The organism is Flavobacterium rhamnosi (assembly GCF_048286515.1).
Lineage (GTDB): Bacteria > Bacteroidota > Bacteroidia > Flavobacteriales > Flavobacteriaceae > Flavobacterium.
Map to the genome: position 1 here is coordinate 1 of NZ_JBLVPS010000028.1, position 14,612 is coordinate 14,612.

Here is a 14,612-nt window from a genome sequence, read left to right on the forward strand (position 1 = left end):
CGTTTTTTGATTCTTCAAAATAATACCCTACTTTTGAATCAAACTATGTATTCATTCTTGCCGAATACTCTGCACTTCCAGTTGCCAAAAACTCTGCATTCTTATTTACCGTTCACAAGGTAAGCTGATTAGTAGACATGTATTTATTTTTGTATACATATGTGTTTACTTTAATTATTTTTTGTAAATATATATGTTTACTTTTCTATGAAATTGTAAACAAACAATCATGCGCAATCAAAAAAAAAATACTAATCGAGCAACTAGATAGAAAATTAAAAGCATTTAAGGAGGCTGAAAAAGTAATTATTCCAGAGCAAGCATGGCTTTATAATATCAGAACCGCATTAAATATGACCCTTGAACAGTTAGGTGCAAAATTAAACATGACCAAACAAGGTGTTTAAAAAAATGAAGAAAGAGAATCTGCAGGAGTAATATCAATAAAATCACTTAAAGAAATTGGTAGTGCATTAGATATGAAATTTGTATATGGTTTTGTTCCGAAGCATGGAACAATTCAAAATTTGGTTGATTCTAGAGTATTAGAACTTGCGAAAAAAATTGTTCTTAGAACTAGCAATAATATGAAATTAGAGAACCAAGGTAACGGTGATGAGCAAATAGATAAAGCTACAAAAGAATTGGCTAGTGAAATAAAACGAGAAATGCGTAAATCATTATGGGATTAGGGTTTATTTAGGACATTACTAGGAGATGCGGATTAGTGGATTGAAAACAACACATATCCTCCGGATGAAATAGCAATAAGGTTTAAACATAGATTGGTTAACATTAATTGTTTTCCAAATGGAAATGGAAGACATTCTAGAATTATGGCAGACATAATAATTGAACCTATTTTTGGTGAAGATATTTTTACATGGAATCATTCAAATATGGTACAGGCAAACGAAACAAGAGCAGAGTATATTAGATCAATTAGGGAAGGCGATAAGGGAAATATTGTGCCTCTAATTAATTTTGCTAGGACATAATAGTAAAAGAGGATCAAGTCTAAAAGTTGTGGGGGAATATTAAAATACCGATTTTTGTATTTCAAAATTATATAGAAATACAAGACTCTTTCAGTGAACATATCAAGTTATTATTGCCCGAAATTATTGTTGAATACTTCGAACTGGCTTCCTATAATAAAGGGGCTGACGCCCCGTCATTTTTTCAAAGAGTTAAAGAGTTAAAGGGACAAAGGGTATTAATCCCTGAGGCATCGCACCGACAAACCATCCACCTTATCGGTGTTACTTCTGTTTGCGAAATCAAAGCTGTAATACAGGACGCAGAGCCAAGCGTTTGTAGTACTGTACTCCGTAGAACTCCACCAGAGACCGTAGTTGCCAATGTTGTTGAAAGTATCATTGCTGTAGCGATACCCTCCCGGAAGACCTGTAAAGCCGCTGCTGTTGGTAGCATTTGTGGCGGGGTTATTGTCATCTAGCCAATGTATATACCCAGTTTCTTTCATCGCACCACCCGCAAAATTTGCTCCTCCCAAAAAAGTGGTTAACTCAGTCCACTCAGTATCGGTAGGAATATGATAGCCAGTCGGGGCTAATTGTTTTCTTAGTGATGGATCTGTTTTGGAGGCTTCGTTCCATATTCCTGCTACGGCATACCAATTGTATAATTTTCCGTAAACAGCACCATTTGCTGGATCATTGTTATAATAACACCAAGCACCTGTGGTTAAACCAGCCCAATCAGCTGCGACGGTTACTTGAGGAATTGTGGTGCCATCTCTATAGGTAGTTACATCCAGGTTTGCGTTTGTCCAGGTTTGGGTGCCAATAGTAACTGTAGGAAAGGGTAGCGTAAGAGTTGTATAACTCACTTGATTCCCATAGCCAGTTCCGTTTACGTTAGTTGCATAAGCGCGAACGTAATAAGTGGTGGCTGGGTTTAAACTCGTTAAGGAGCTGGTAAAACCACCCAATCCAGTACCATCGGTTGTTTTTGTGATCAAGTCAATAGTGGGGTTTTGTAAAGTGCTCCACACCACTCCTTTGGCAGAGATTGTTCCTTTTGCGCTAATAATCATTCCGCCACTGTTTGCTGTAGTAGCTGTAATAACACTTGCTGCTGTGGTGGTGAGTGTAGGTACATTAATTTTTGGGTCTTTTATCTTTGCCACTTCATTTGTAGTGGTTAATCCTAGAGAATCAACAGTATCTGTAGAACAGGATACTATAAAAAACGAAACTATTAAAATTAATAGCGTTTGATTTTTTAAATGTGTTTTCATAGTTTGTTGTTTTAAGGTTGTTTTTTAAATTTTTTTCTTTTAAAAAATAACTTTGTACTGCATATCAAAAGTAAAATTCAAAAACAGATTAATTGACTATGAATAGGGGGCTAAATAATCACTTAAATGCTTTTATCATTTATAAACGCTTCAATAATGTTAGTCAAGAATAAAGGTAGTGATTTGTTGTCGTAGGTAAGGTAGTAGATGTCTGATTAACAATGATTTAACCTAAAATTAGAGATGTGCGTTACAAAGGCATTAGCGTGTTTACGCTCACAAAATGGATTAAAACTAAAAGTTGTGAGAAATGTTAATGGAAAATATTTTAGGCTCACTAGTATTAAACGAAAAAGGTTTTTACTAGCATTTTCTAAATATGTTTAGCAAATGTTTAGCAAAAACCTTGTCAAACCCTGTAAGCAGGCTTTAAAAGTGACCACGGTGGGATTTGAACCCACACGCCCTTGCGAGCACCAGCCCCTCAAGCTGGCAAGTCTACCGTTTCTCCACGTGGCCTTAAAAAAGAAAAGGTCAAGTAATAAATTACTCGACCTTTAGTGACCCGACTGGGGCTCGAACCCAGGACCCCATCATTAAAAGTGATGTGCTCTACCAACTGAGCTATCGAGTCAATGCTTCAAGGAAATTATGTGTTGATCACAAGATTTGTGACCCGACTGGGGCTCGAACCCAGGACCCCATCATTAAAAGTGATGTGCTCTACCAACTGAGCTATCGAGTCATATTCTTTCCTTGAATGCGGGTGCAAATATAAGGACTTATTTTGGAGTTTTCCAAGCAATTTTATTATAAATTTGTCTTTTTTTAACAAAATTACTCAACACCTTAATTTGTAAGGTTTTATTCAGATGAAAAAAATTATATTATTAGGTTATATGGGTTGTGGTAAGTCCACAATTGCAAATAAGTTGTCAAAAATTATCGAAATCCCTTTCGTGGATTTAGATAAAAAGATCGAAGAGAAAATAAATTTGTCAATTAATGACATTTTTGAAAAGTATGGAGAAATTTATTTTAGAAAACTAGAACGCGAAGTTTTTATAGAATTATTGAATTCTCCCGACAACTTAATTATTGGTTTAGGCGGAGGGACGCCCTGTTATGCAAATAACCATGAGTTGCTAAAAGGCGATAATGTTGTGTCTGTTTATCTCAAAGCTTCAATAGAGACATTATTCAATAGATTAGCGCATAATAAAAGCAAACGCCCTCTTATTGCCGATAAAAGTGAGGGCGAAATGAAAGAGTTTATTGCAAAGCACCTCTTCGACAGAAGTTATTATTACAATCAGGCACAATACAAGGTAGTGGTCGACGATAAGACAATTGACCAGACAGTTTCAGATATTGTTGAAATTTTAGCTTAAATAGGCGTAATCGTTCCCGTTTTCATCAAAAACGACTTGTACGTGTTCTAGTAGTGAAGTGGACAGTGATATGCCTTTAAAATCGGCCTTTACCGGGTATTTTTTATGATTTCTGTCCACTAGAACTGCTGTTTTGAATTTTTTCAAAGGAACGTCAATAAAATGCCTTACTGCATAGATCAGTGTGGTACCTGAGTTCAATACATCATCAACAAGAACTAAGCCTTTGTTTGCATATTGTTCTTTTGGTAATGAGGTGTGAATTGGTAACTGAGGATCTTGTTTGTTGATTTGCACTTCGCAAAGCGAAACTTTAAGTGGAGAGATGGTTTCAAGGACTAGCGCTATTTTTTTAGCAAAAGTAAAACCGTTAGTCGCAATTCCGGCAATGACAATTTCTTCCTCATCTACAAAGGTTTCATAGATTTGGTAAGCAATTCTTTTTATTTTATGCTCAATTTCCTGATTCGTTAAGATGATATTTTTACTCATTTTTTTTGTTTAAAAGTTTAAGGCTTTAGAGATTTGTAGGGATGAAAGAAAAATTTTTAATCTGGATCTTCTTCATTTTTAATCTCATTGCCAAATTCATCAATATCCCTTCTGTCTTTTTTGGTAGGTCTTCCGGTTCCATTTTTGCGATAATGCTCTTTTGATAACTTTAAAAGCTCTAAATGTTGATAGGCTTCAGCAGGAGTATCATTTCTTCTGTAAATATCAACCAATTTAGCCCCAACACGATTTTCCGGAATGTCAAGAACGGTTATAATTTGAGTGATTTGGTCTTTGCGGAACGTAATTTTGTCAGTAGGGAAAACTTCCTTTGATGGCTTGGCAACAAGGCCGTTTACTGTGACATGATTCTTTTTACAGGCTTCGGTAACCATATTTCGGGTCTTATAATACCGCATACACCATAAATATTTATCTATTCTCATAAATTTTCTAAAATCGGAGTTAAATAGTTTACAAAAATCAATCAATATTGTATCTTGCGCACTTAAAAATTTAGCTATAATGAACAAATTTAAGTATTATTTTATTCTATTAATTACAACCCTCTCTTTATTTTCATGTTCAAAGGATGATGCCGCTACAGTTGAGCCACTTAGAGATTATGCAGTACAATATGCTACCGATAATACTGATATTGAACAATATTTAAAAACAAGTTATATAACAGTTGTAAATCATCCTGGATTTACTGACGATCAAGACGTAACTATCACAAAGATACCAACAGGAGGAACTCAAAAATCAATTTGGGATCAAAGTGATTACGAGCTTAAAAGCAGAAATGTAAGCCTACATAGTATTACTTATAAATTATATTATTTAGTGTTGAGAGCAGGAACGGGTTCGGCACCTTGTAGTGTTGATGCGGTTTTAACCTCTTACAAAGGGGAATATTTAACAAGTAAAACTACAGACGGCGTTGCTACACAAACAACAACTCAATTTGAAGAAAATAAATATCCACAATCTTTTTTTAGTTTATTCAGCACTATCACCGGTTGGGCAGAAGTATTTCCACAATTTAAAACAGGAAGTTATGCGTCAAATACTGACGGAACTGTGACTTATAATGATTTTGGTGCCGGTGTAATGTTTATTCCTTCGGGATTAGCCTATTATGGTTCTCCAAGCGGACTTATTCCTGCTTACGCTCCTTTAGTTTTTAGTTTCAAATTATACGAATTGAATAGACTAGACCAGGATGGGGATGGTATTGAATCGTACCAAGAGGATTTAGATGGTGATGGTTATATGCGCATATTGGCGTCAGGAGTTGTGAATCCTGATGATACGGATGGAGATGGGGTACCTAACTTTGCAGATGTTGATGATGATGGGGATAATTATACCACTAAGCTGGAAATTAAAAATCCTGCTACTCAACTGCCTTACCCATTTGCAAGTATTCCAAGTTGTAATGGTAATACAACTGATCCTGCAAGAATTAAAAAGCATTTAGATAAAACCTGTCAATAATACAACGAGACAGTAAATAAAAAATCCCATTCGTAATGATAACGAATGGGATTTTTTTATGTTCAAAATGAATTGAATTATTTTCTTTTAATAACTCTTTCAACAGCTTCAACAATCGCTTGATTGTTCAGTTTGTATTTTTCCATTAATTGCTCTGGTGTTCCAGATTCTCCAAAGCTGTCATTTACCGCAACAAACTCTTGTGGAGCTGGGTGATGCAACGCTAGTACTCTAGAAACGCTTTCTCCAAGACCACCAAGGATATTATGTTCTTCAGCAGTAACAATACATTTTGTTTTAGCCAATGATTTCAAAATTGCTTCTTCATCAAGAGGTTTGATAGTATGGATGTTGATTACTTCAGCAGAAATCCCCTTAGCTTCTAAAGCTTCGGCAGCAATAAGAGCTTCCCATACTAAATGTCCAGTCGCAACAATCGTTACATCTGTACCTTCGTTTAATAAAATTGCTTTTCCAATTACGAAAGGCTCGTCAGATGGCATGAAGTTAGGCACAACCGGACGTCCAAAACGCAAGTAAACCGGACCATGATGATCTGCTAGTGCTAAAGTAGCCGCTTTAGTTTGATTGTAATCGCAAGTGTTGATTACGGTCATTCCTGGTAGCATTTTCATCAAACCTATATCTTCAAGAATTTGGTGTGTTGCACCATCTTCACCTAAAGTTAATCCTGCATGTGAAGCACAAATTTTTACATTTTTCTCAGAATAGGCAACTGATTGACGAATTTGATCGTAAACTCTTCCAGTAGAAAAGTTTGCGAAAGTTCCAGTGAATGGAATTTTTCCTCCAATAGTTAAACCCGCTGCAATTCCAATCATGTTTGCTTCAGCAATTCCAATTTGGAAAAAACGCTCTGGATGATTTTTCTTGAAATCGTCAAATTTTAATGAACCAATCAAATCTGCACAAAGTGCAACAACATTTTCATTCGTCTGACCTAATTCGGTCATTCCCGCTCCAAAACCCGAACGAGTATCTTTACTTCCTGTATTTGTATATTTTTTCATTTCTTAATTTAAAAAGTTGAATGTATTCGTTTCTGAATACTGAAATCTGAATACTGCAAACTACTAATAGTCGCTTTCGTCTTCAGAATAGTTTTGGCCTAAAGCATTTTCAAGCTGTGCATCGTTTGGCGCTTTTCCATGCCAAGCATGACTATACATCATAAAATCAACACCATTACCCATTTCAGTATGCAAGAGTACGCAAACTGGTTTTCCTTTTCCAGTTCTTGATTTTGCATCTGTCATTCCGGCAATAATGGCTTCGATATCGTTTCCTCTTTCAATTTCTAAAACATCCCAATCAAATGCTTCAAACTTAGCACGGATACTCCCCATGCATAAAACTTCGTCTGTAGTACCGTCAATTTGTTTTCCGTTTAAATCGATGGTAGCGATAAGATTGTCAACTTTTTTTGCAGAAGCATACATGATAGCTTCCCAGTTTTGACCTTCTTGCAATTCACCATCTCCGTGAAGCGTATAAATAATATGGTTGTCACCATTTAATTTTTTTGCTTGTGCAGCACCAATTCCTACAGATAATCCTTGTCCAAGAGAACCTGATGCAATTCTCACTCCTGGTAAACCGTCATGAGTAGTTGGGTGTCCTTGTAATCTTGAATTAATAAGACGGAAAGTAGCTAGTTCCGATACTGGAAAATATCCAGTTCTCGCTAAAACGCTATAAAATACTGGAGAAATATGTCCGTTTGAAAGGAAGAAAAGATCTTCTCCAATACCATCCATATCAAATCCTTCTTTGCGTTCCATCAAGTTTTGGTACAAGGTTACAAGAAATTCGGTACAACCTAGAGAACCTCCTGGGTGACCTGAATTGACAGCGTGAACCATTCGAAGAATATCTCTTCTGACTTGGATAGTTAAATCGTTTAATTGTTGTGTGTTAGGCTTCATTTTTTGTGTAAAAGTTAAACTGGTGCAAATGTAATTTTTATTTAGGGTTACCGCAAACGTTTTTTTGAATATTTAATGTGCAATGCAGTGCAGTTTGTTATTATCTGAATTACCATTTATGCAACACTAATCCATAAAAAAAAGCCCGCATTTCGCAGGCTTTATAGCAATAGAGAAACAATAATAAAATACCATTCTCCAATTAAAATACGTTCTAGGTGTTTGTAATTGCATCTGCTCTATAGGCTTGTCTATTGACGGCAGATAAGGCAATTCCAGTTAATGCAGCATCAGTTTTTTTCTCTTCATTAAGATTCATGGCTAGCAATTCAGCCGCTTTATTTTCACCTAAAGTTTTTGCAAAAGCATGTAAAGTACCATAGGTTGCAATTTCATAATGTTTTACTTTTTGATCTGCTGCGATAAGTCCTGCATCGCGTACCATACCAACATCGGTTTCTCTAATGAGACCATTAGTCTCTTTTAATATACCTTGCATGGCATCGCATTTTTTTGCAGTTGGTGCAATACCTGTTACTGTAAATATTTCTTCCAGACGTGATACATGTCCTTGTGTTTCACTTAACTGGTTTTTCAAAGTGTTAACTAATTCTGGAGAAGAAGCATTCTTTACCATTTTTGGTAAAGTTTTAGTCAATACTTTTTCTGCCCAATAAATGTCTTTTAATCCAACTTCAAATAAATCTCTCAATCCATGTGCTGCATTTGATTTTGCTTGTACAGCTCCTTTAATAGGTTCATGTTTACTAGTTTCGGTTCTCATAATAGTTGTTTTTTTAAGATTAATTGTTGTAAGTACTAAATTCTATGCTTTACCTTTCAAACGCAGTACTTACTTTATTAAGTACTATAAAATTAAACAAACTATACTCTAATCAATTGTTAATTAACTAATTGTAAATACGAATAATAGTGTTATTTTTTTTGTTTTAGCTGGACCGTTTTTATTTTAGAAGACATTTTTTTTGATAGCTACGCCAATCGTGATTACTGAGGACTTTTGTAAATCCTTGAATTTCAAAATGCTTTTTGCCTATGCACTTCGTATCCCTTAGCTACAGACAAACTTATTACAGGTTGTTTTTGTCTTTTAGTTTTGATTGTCCCTGTTCAAAAAAATATTCATAGCATCGTTACTGTCTCAATTTAAATTTTCTGTTTTATTAAATAGAAATTGTTTACTGTGCACCATACCTGATTTTTTTTTGGAGTGTCTTTATCATCCTATGAATTAGGATTGATTAAAATTTACATCCAGCCATGAACCTCCATAACTTTCGATTCCATGTTCAGTCAGTAAGAGCAATGCTTGTCCGCTTCGGTTTCCCGATGCGCAACAAAGAATTAGTGGCTCTTTAAGAGTCCTTAATTCTTCAATTCTTTGCGGAATTTCATTTAGGGGAATATTAATGGAACCCGCAACATGACCGCCCATAAATTCCCCGTGGCTGCGGACATCTACTATGGTCCCTAGTTTCTCTTTAATTATTTTTTTTAATTTCATTTCGTTTATTATTTAATAAGGGTTGTTTTAATATTTCTTTAAAAAAATGATGTTTTCTTCTATTGTAAAAAAAGAATTGAGGTACAAAAGCGAGTGTGTCTGTTGTATGCAAAAGTAATACAACATGAAAAGCTAGTCTGTGCTATTTGTTACGCTGCATAAATTTTATTCTCAATATCTTTTCTAAAAACTCCATCTGCCCCTTATATAAATTTCCGTTATTAAATTTTTATAAGAAGTACCAGACTCCGCAAAGAAAGACTGTGCTGTGAAATCCAGATCGAAATTGGTCGCTACATTCCACGCGTAAGAGGGAACAAGAATTAATGTATTTTTTTCGGGCGAATAAATAAATGAGAAGTTGCAGGAGACAATAGGGGAAATTGTTTTCATTATAGTTGCGTAAAAATTGTAGCGAAACGGAAACAGCGATTTCGCTGACAAATTAGAATTAAAAAAACTTCCTCCGGTAGCAAAAACATTAGTAGGATTGCTATTGTATAAACTGGCAAGCGAAATATACCAATCATTTTTAAAAGTTTGATCCGCCATAAGAGAAAAGCTGACCGTTTCGGATGTATTCACAGCATTCCTTTTTGGAATAAAATAACTCATTTCACCTTTGAAACCTGCTTCTTTGATATTTCCGGCCCAACCGCCACCAACAACATAATCGGTTTGATAAATCCCTCCCAAAAACTGAAAATCATAGTTCCATTTATTAAATTTATATAGGAAGGCAGCTGTATGTTCAGTACTTTTTTTTCCCGGTTTATAGGCCAGTTCCAAAACGGAATTGGTATTTAAATTGCGCTGAATGCGTATTGCATCATTCCCGGGCCGCTCTTCATAATCAAAATCCAGAAAGTTGTAGGTGTTGAAAATATCATTGGGATTCCAAATGTTGTTAATTCCCCAATTAATACGTTGCCTGCCAATTTTAATATCCCATTTTTCATCCCCATATTGAAGCAGGATCCTGTCGATAACCGAATGTGCCACGAATGATTTTTCGTCTATCCATAAATGGGAAAGGTTCAATAAACCATTGTACTGGTTCATGGTTTTGCCAAAGTCAGGAATCAGTTTGATTTGTTCCCCATAAAAAATGCGATTCCGAATTTCCAATCTTCCACTTATTTTGGAAGAAATAGTAAACTTAAAATTTAACCGATTATGAATCAGATTCATTGATGCATTAGAATCAATTTTTTGGATAAAATAAGTGCTTTGCATGTCTTTAATATAACCATTAAGTTCTATCCAGGGGGATTTTATACTATCGGTTTGCGCGAAAATTGTGGCACAAAAGAAGTATGAAATTGTTGCGAATATGTAGTTATAAAATTTCACAATTATCTAATTCATAATAGTTTATTTAGATACAGTCGCCGCTAGAGCAGTATCACCAACAATTTTTCCATCTTCCAGTGTAATGACTCGTCGGGCTCGGTTGATGACCCTTTGGTCGTGCGTCGAAAAAATAAATGTCATATTTTCTTCCTGATTGAGTTTTAGCATAATGTCCAATAAATTTTCAGCTGAAACGGAATCTAGATTTGCGGTGGGTTCGTCTGCTAAAATGAATTGGGGTTTTGGTGCCAATGCTCTGGCCACAGCCACCCGCTGTTGTTGTCCGCCGGATAGTTCTCGGGGACGTTTATTGATTTTGTCTTCCAGTCCTATTTCTTTCAGTAATTCCAAAACCCGTTGCTCCATTTCTTTTTTTGGACGCTTTTGCAACAACATGATAAACTCGATATTTTCTTTGGCGGTAAGCACGGGAATTAAATTATAGGATTGAAATACAAAACCAATATTGTTTAATCGAAAGTCAATCAACTCATTGCCTTTTAGCTGAGTGATGTTCGTTCCATTAATTTCGACATAGCCCTCGGAAGGAATGTCCAACCCGCCAATCATATTCAAGAAAGTGGTTTTTCCGGAGCCCGAAGGCCCTTTAATGGCCGTAAATTCACCACGTGAAATATGAAGATGTACTTTGTTTAATGCATAAACCGGTATGGTTTTTTCATCGTATATTTTCGATAAATTGTGCGCATCTATTACTGTTTCTTGCATGGTGATTATTTTTTTAAAGATTCTGCCGGATTCAATCGTAGTGCTCTTCTCGCTGGAAATAAGGCCGAAAACAAAGCGGTTAGCAAGACTAAAAACATAATAATTGCAAACTGCCTTGAAGTTAAATTGGGATAAATTACGGAACTGTAGCCAAAACTTGAATAGACATCTGAGAAGCGGCTAAAATCGATTCCAATCTTCTGGGTAATCCCAATAGAGACAAAAGCAAGGAGTATGCCTATGGGGCAACCTGCCAATATCAGAAAAAAAGTTTCCAGCAGAATCATGATGAATATTTTAAATTTATTCATGCCCAAAGCAATCAACATTCCTATTTCACGTGTTCTTTCCAAAACAGCCATCATCATAGTATTAACAATACCAAAAGCCAATGCCAAAAGAATTATTCCCATAAAAATAAAAACCATTTGGTCACCAACGGAAACTGTTAATCCTATTTCTGGGGCGATTTCCTTCCAGTTTTGTATTTCTGTTCCGGGAAATTTTTGCATTAGGTTATTTTGGATTTCTTCAAGTAATTTATTAGATTTTAGTAAAATAGCAATTTCGTTAATGGCATTTGGAATTCCTGCGAGCGAATCAATATCCGTAATTTTCACAAAGACATTGCTGTCATCGTAAGGTGTATTGTTAGTTTTGTAAAGGGCCGTAATTCGGAAAGCCGCTGATGCCAGATTACCCTCTTTATCCTGAAAAGTCAGAATTGTTTTTTTATTGAGGTTTAATTTTAGTTTCTTTCGGAGCTTTTCACTTAGAATGATTTCGTTTGTCTTTTTTGGGTTGAAATAATTTCCTTGAACTATTTTTCCTTTGAGATTAGTGAGTATTTGTTCCTGAGCGGGCATCACTCCGTTTATGGTTATGCCACTGCTTCCGGAGGCGGATGCAATCATTCCTTTTATAATTACGCGACCGGCGGCGGCTTTTATTTTGTTATCCTTCGCAATGATTTCGAGCATTTTTCTGCCTTTCGGCAAATAATACTTTATTTCGTATTCTTTTCTAAACTCGAGATGATGCAATTGGATATGGGATAATTCGCTTGTGATAGCTGTATTGACACGTTGTTCAATCATGCCGTTATAAAAAGCCATCATAAAAATACCAGCCCATAGACCGACGCTCACCGCGATGATGATTGTGAGGCTCCGTTTTCTACTCCTCCAAATATTTCTGCTGGCGATTTTTGTCAACATGGCGGTTTCATTTTTATTTTTTCATTGCTTTCACTGGGTCTAAACCATTTACATGCCAAAGAGGATATAAGCCAATAACTAGTGTCATTGCCAAAACAATAATGGATTGAGTTACAAAAATGTTTTGGTCAACAGCGGTAGGGAAGAGGGCTTCAAAACCAAATTGCTCATAGACTTTAGCTATTTCTCCTCCAAAACGAATGGGTCTTTCTTTTAAGTAAATCACTAATGGCAAGCTTAACAAAAAGCCCAGAAGCAAACCAAAAAACGTAATGAGTACTGTTTCTCCCAGTAAAATCAGTTCTAATTTGTTTTTTTTCATTCCAATAGCAATGAGCATTCCAAATTCATATTTACGTTCGGCAGTCATCATTAAAACCGTCCCAAAAAGTCCGAAGGCTATAATGAGGTATAGAATCCCCGAAAAAATGTAAAAGGAAAAACCGTCGGCCTTGATATGATTGGCTATTTCCGGCATCATTTCCTGCCAGGACATCACTTCATATTTTTTTCCAATGCCATTTTTTAGATTTTGTACAATAGCAGCTGTATTTTCGGGATTGTCAATTCCCAGTGAGATCGATGTAAGCCTGTTTTCAGCGCTCAAGAAATATTGTGTCGCAGCCAATGGTAAATACACAAAAGTGTCGTTCATAGCTGGCGAGGCCAAATGAACGATACCTTTTATTTTATATTTTCCGGCAGCCATAACGCCATGAAAACCCTGACCGAAAAGTACAATGGTATCGTTAACACTTACGTCCAGTCGTTTTGCCAAACCTTCAGCAAGAAGTACTGCTTCTTCATTGTTTTCGAAATAATGTCCTTTGATTAATTTGCTTTTCAGTTGGGTCAGCTTGTTCTCTTTTACAGCATCGGTACCCACCAATAAGCATCCTTTGGTCGTGTTTCCTTTCGAAGCTAAAACAAAAGTTTCCAATCGAGGAACGATTTCCTTTATTTGTTGATTTTTCTGGAGTTGGGCTGTTAGGGAATGTTCTAACATAAAGCTGTTGTCCAGAACCTGTTCGTCCCAGTACCCATTTTGATGAATTTGGGCATAACCAGAATAATAACCCACCACATTTTTAATTAAATTATTGAAAACCCCATTTTGAAACGATTTCATCAAAACGGCAAACAAAACGGCAAACGCGATTGAAGCTACAGTAATTAGCGTGCGTCGGCTGTTGCGCCATATATTTCTCCAAATTAATTTCAGAATCATTTTACTTTGGTTATGTTTTGCGTGGTAAAGAAAGAATCATCCAGAGGTGTGTCAAAAACAAGTGAATTGTATAGCAGTATGGTTTTGTTTCCTTTTTTGTTTGCGGGAACCATTTCCATTCTTGCAGGTAATAAACGACCGCCCAAAAGTTTTATATCGGTACAATGCATGGTGTTTATCAGCGCGCCGTCTTCATCAAAATAGTCGACATGCAACATCATGAAATCTTTTTTGTCAATAACCATAATTACTTTTCCCCAAACCACTGCTGATTTGGGTTTGGGTAGCAGTTGGATTTTATAGCACGATCTACCATCAATATTGGCCTCTCCCAAAAAAGAGTGTGTGTAATCTTCCAGAATAGAGGCTTCTTTTACTAAATCATCGTTGGTGAAATCTGTTCCCATCCAACTCTGGCTCATCATCGAAGGTGGCATTTTGATGTTTCTTTCAATAGAAGGAATCCAGTTCCACACTTCTTTTTTTCGTTTCAGAAACACGACGCCTTTTTCTTTAGCAGGAGCCAAAACCAATATCAAACTCAAATTATTGCCTTTTGTCCATGCTTTTACGCTCATTTCCCGCGACCAGCTCGGGCGTATGGTTTGAATAGTAATGCTGGCAACAGAACTTTTTCCTTTGGCTTTTTCATCTGCTTTTTTTACAATGTCTTTTGCCTCTTGAGAAAAGGCAAAAGGAATAGTTGATAAATGAAAAAATAATAGAAAGAGTATCTTTTTCATGCTATCGGTTTTAATGGTTGCGAAGTATTTATTCGATATAATTACTGCTTTTATAAAAGTGTACGTGATCCCTCAAAGCTTATGGCACTGAGATGAGCTGCGTGATTTTCTAAACAATTTATAATTCAAAAAGCTCTAACAAATTCAAAAGAGCAGGGTAGTGTGTGTGAACTAAAATAAATACAAAAAAGTACTGTTCTCTTTTAGTGGCTTTAAGTATTGGCT

General features: G+C 35.9%; 16 protein-coding genes and 3 tRNA genes. 4 read left to right on the top strand and 15 right to left on the bottom strand.

Features of this window, described 5'->3' with window-relative positions:
- Positions 1-479 precede the first annotated feature (479 nt).
- Together ACNQGN_RS16785 and ACNQGN_RS16790 are read left to right on the top strand one after the other, a co-directional pair.
- Positions 480-692, top strand: a complete 213-nt coding sequence (locus tag ACNQGN_RS16785; protein WP_417988990.1) for a helix-turn-helix domain-containing protein — start codon at positions 480-482, stop codon at positions 690-692.
- Between the two features lie 144 nt (positions 693-836).
- Positions 837-998, top strand: a complete 162-nt coding sequence (locus ACNQGN_RS16790; protein ID WP_417988991.1) for a hypothetical protein — start codon at positions 837-839, stop codon at positions 996-998.
- Between the two features lie 218 nt (positions 999-1,216).
- On the opposite strand, the gene ACNQGN_RS16795 is transcribed toward ACNQGN_RS16790, so the two are convergent.
- The 4 genes from ACNQGN_RS16795 to ACNQGN_RS16810 form a co-directional block, all read right to left on the bottom strand.
- The gene (locus ACNQGN_RS16795) at positions 1,217-2,263 is read right to left on the bottom strand and encodes a fibrobacter succinogenes major paralogous domain-containing protein (protein ID WP_417988992.1); all 1,047 of its coding nucleotides are present in this window, start codon (positions 2,261-2,263) and stop codon (positions 1,217-1,219) included.
- 436 nt (positions 2,264-2,699) lie between these two features.
- A tRNA-Leu gene (locus tag ACNQGN_RS16800) sits at positions 2,700-2,782 on the bottom strand.
- A gap of 42 nt (positions 2,783-2,824) precedes the next feature.
- Positions 2,825-2,897, bottom strand: a tRNA-Lys gene (locus ACNQGN_RS16805).
- 38 nt (positions 2,898-2,935) lie between these two features.
- Positions 2,936-3,008: transfer RNA gene (locus tag ACNQGN_RS16810), tRNA-Lys, on the bottom strand.
- Positions 3,009-3,135: 127 nt separating this feature from the next.
- On the opposite strand from ACNQGN_RS16810, the gene ACNQGN_RS16815 reads away from it, so the two are divergent.
- Positions 3,136-3,654 carry a shikimate kinase gene (locus ACNQGN_RS16815; protein WP_417988993.1) on the top strand — a complete coding sequence of 173 codons (519 nt, stop codon included), beginning with the start codon at positions 3,136-3,138 and terminating at the stop codon, positions 3,652-3,654.
- Here the strand turns inward: ACNQGN_RS16815 and ACNQGN_RS16820 are convergent.
- Both ACNQGN_RS16820 and ACNQGN_RS16825 read right to left on the bottom strand, forming a co-directional pair.
- Entirely contained in the window at positions 3,646-4,146 is a 501-nt protein-coding gene (locus ACNQGN_RS16820; protein WP_417988994.1) for a phosphoribosyltransferase family protein, read from the bottom strand. The two genes, ACNQGN_RS16815 and ACNQGN_RS16820, sit on opposite strands and share 9 nt — an antisense overlap.
- 56 nt (positions 4,147-4,202) lie before the next feature.
- A complete protein-coding gene (locus ACNQGN_RS16825) occupies positions 4,203-4,592 on the bottom strand; it encodes an RNA-binding S4 domain-containing protein (protein ID WP_417988995.1) in 390 nt (129 codons plus the stop codon).
- 79 nt (positions 4,593-4,671) lie between these two features.
- Between ACNQGN_RS16825 and ACNQGN_RS16830 the strand changes: the two genes are divergently transcribed.
- Positions 4,672-5,646 carry an FKBP-type peptidyl-prolyl cis-trans isomerase gene (locus ACNQGN_RS16830; RefSeq protein WP_417988996.1) on the top strand — a complete coding sequence of 325 codons (975 nt, stop codon included), beginning with the start codon at positions 4,672-4,674 and terminating at the stop codon, positions 5,644-5,646.
- A 77-nt stretch (positions 5,647-5,723) separates the two neighbouring features.
- Here the strand turns inward: ACNQGN_RS16830 and ACNQGN_RS16835 are convergent, their stop codons facing one another.
- The 9 genes from ACNQGN_RS16835 to ACNQGN_RS16875 all read right to left on the bottom strand — a co-directional run bounded on the left by ACNQGN_RS16835 (position 5,724) and on the right by ACNQGN_RS16875 (position 14,387).
- Positions 5,724-6,677, bottom strand: coding sequence for a transketolase family protein (locus ACNQGN_RS16835; RefSeq protein WP_143388623.1), 954 nt, complete (start codon positions 6,675-6,677; stop codon positions 5,724-5,726).
- A 63-nt stretch (positions 6,678-6,740) separates the two neighbouring features.
- Positions 6,741-7,592 carry a transketolase gene (locus ACNQGN_RS16840; RefSeq protein ID WP_417988997.1) on the bottom strand — a complete coding sequence of 284 codons (852 nt, stop codon included), beginning with the start codon at positions 7,590-7,592 and terminating at the stop codon, positions 6,741-6,743.
- Between the two features lie 214 nt (positions 7,593-7,806).
- Positions 7,807-8,376: a YciE/YciF ferroxidase family protein gene (locus ACNQGN_RS16845; RefSeq protein WP_417988998.1), complete on the bottom strand. Its 570-nt coding sequence runs from the start codon at positions 8,374-8,376 to the stop codon at positions 7,807-7,809.
- A 468-nt stretch (positions 8,377-8,844) separates the two neighbouring features.
- A complete protein-coding gene (locus tag ACNQGN_RS16850) occupies positions 8,845-9,117 on the bottom strand; it encodes a rhodanese-like domain-containing protein (protein ID WP_417988999.1) in 273 nt (90 codons plus the stop codon).
- A gap of 183 nt (positions 9,118-9,300) precedes the next feature.
- Positions 9,301-10,470 (bottom strand): hypothetical protein, encoded by a 1,170-nt coding sequence (locus tag ACNQGN_RS16855; protein ID WP_417989000.1) that lies wholly within the window; start codon positions 10,468-10,470, stop codon positions 9,301-9,303.
- 21 nt (positions 10,471-10,491) lie between these two features.
- Positions 10,492-11,199 (bottom strand): ABC transporter ATP-binding protein, encoded by a 708-nt coding sequence (locus tag ACNQGN_RS16860; protein ID WP_417989001.1) that lies wholly within the window; start codon positions 11,197-11,199, stop codon positions 10,492-10,494.
- A gap of 5 nt (positions 11,200-11,204) precedes the next feature.
- On the bottom strand, positions 11,205-12,416 hold the full coding sequence (locus ACNQGN_RS16865) for an ABC transporter permease (protein WP_417989002.1): 1,212 nt from the start codon (positions 12,414-12,416) through the stop codon (positions 11,205-11,207).
- A gap of 13 nt (positions 12,417-12,429) precedes the next feature.
- Positions 12,430-13,644 carry an ABC transporter permease gene (locus ACNQGN_RS16870; protein WP_417989003.1) on the bottom strand — a complete coding sequence of 405 codons (1,215 nt, stop codon included), beginning with the start codon at positions 13,642-13,644 and terminating at the stop codon, positions 12,430-12,432.
- Positions 13,641-14,387: an outer membrane lipoprotein-sorting protein gene (locus ACNQGN_RS16875; RefSeq protein ID WP_417989004.1), complete on the bottom strand. Its 747-nt coding sequence runs from the start codon at positions 14,385-14,387 to the stop codon at positions 13,641-13,643. The genes ACNQGN_RS16870 and ACNQGN_RS16875 overlap by 4 nt, the downstream gene beginning before the upstream one ends.
- Between the last annotated feature and the right edge of the window lie 225 nt (positions 14,388-14,612).

Excerpts from the sequence above, each read along its gene's own strand:
- ACNQGN_RS16865 (WP_417989002.1), bottom strand. The coding sequence starts at position 12,416 with ATGTTGACAAAAATCGCCAGCAGAAATATTTGGAGGAGTAGAAAACGG.
- ACNQGN_RS16830 (WP_417988996.1), top strand. The coding sequence starts at position 4,672 with ATGAACAAATTTAAGTATTATTTTATTCTATTAATTACAACCCTCTCT.
- ACNQGN_RS16815 (WP_417988993.1), top strand. The coding sequence starts at position 3,136 with ATGAAAAAAATTATATTATTAGGTTATATGGGTTGTGGTAAGTCCACA.
- ACNQGN_RS16840 (WP_417988997.1), bottom strand. The coding sequence starts at position 7,592 with ATGAAGCCTAACACACAACAATTAAACGATTTAACTATCCAAGTCAGA.
- ACNQGN_RS16860 (WP_417989001.1), bottom strand. The coding sequence starts at position 11,199 with ATGCAAGAAACAGTAATAGATGCGCACAATTTATCGAAAATATACGAT.
- ACNQGN_RS16820 (WP_417988994.1), bottom strand. The coding sequence starts at position 4,146 with ATGAGTAAAAATATCATCTTAACGAATCAGGAAATTGAGCATAAAATA.
- ACNQGN_RS16795 (WP_417988992.1), bottom strand. The coding sequence starts at position 2,263 with ATGAAAACACATTTAAAAAATCAAACGCTATTAATTTTAATAGTTTCG.
- ACNQGN_RS16870 (WP_417989003.1), bottom strand. The coding sequence starts at position 13,644 with ATGATTCTGAAATTAATTTGGAGAAATATATGGCGCAACAGCCGACGC.
- ACNQGN_RS16850 (WP_417988999.1), bottom strand. The coding sequence starts at position 9,117 with ATGAAATTAAAAAAAATAATTAAAGAGAAACTAGGGACCATAGTAGAT.
- ACNQGN_RS16845 (WP_417988998.1), bottom strand. The coding sequence starts at position 8,376 with ATGAGAACCGAAACTAGTAAACATGAACCTATTAAAGGAGCTGTACAA.
- ACNQGN_RS16825 (WP_417988995.1), bottom strand. The coding sequence starts at position 4,592 with ATGAGAATAGATAAATATTTATGGTGTATGCGGTATTATAAGACCCGA.
- ACNQGN_RS16790 (WP_417988991.1), top strand. The coding sequence starts at position 837 with ATGGCAGACATAATAATTGAACCTATTTTTGGTGAAGATATTTTTACA.
- ACNQGN_RS16875 (WP_417989004.1), bottom strand. The coding sequence starts at position 14,387 with ATGAAAAAGATACTCTTTCTATTATTTTTTCATTTATCAACTATTCCT.
- ACNQGN_RS16785 (WP_417988990.1), top strand. The coding sequence starts at position 480 with ATGAAATTTGTATATGGTTTTGTTCCGAAGCATGGAACAATTCAAAAT.
- ACNQGN_RS16835 (WP_143388623.1), bottom strand. The coding sequence starts at position 6,677 with ATGAAAAAATATACAAATACAGGAAGTAAAGATACTCGTTCGGGTTTT.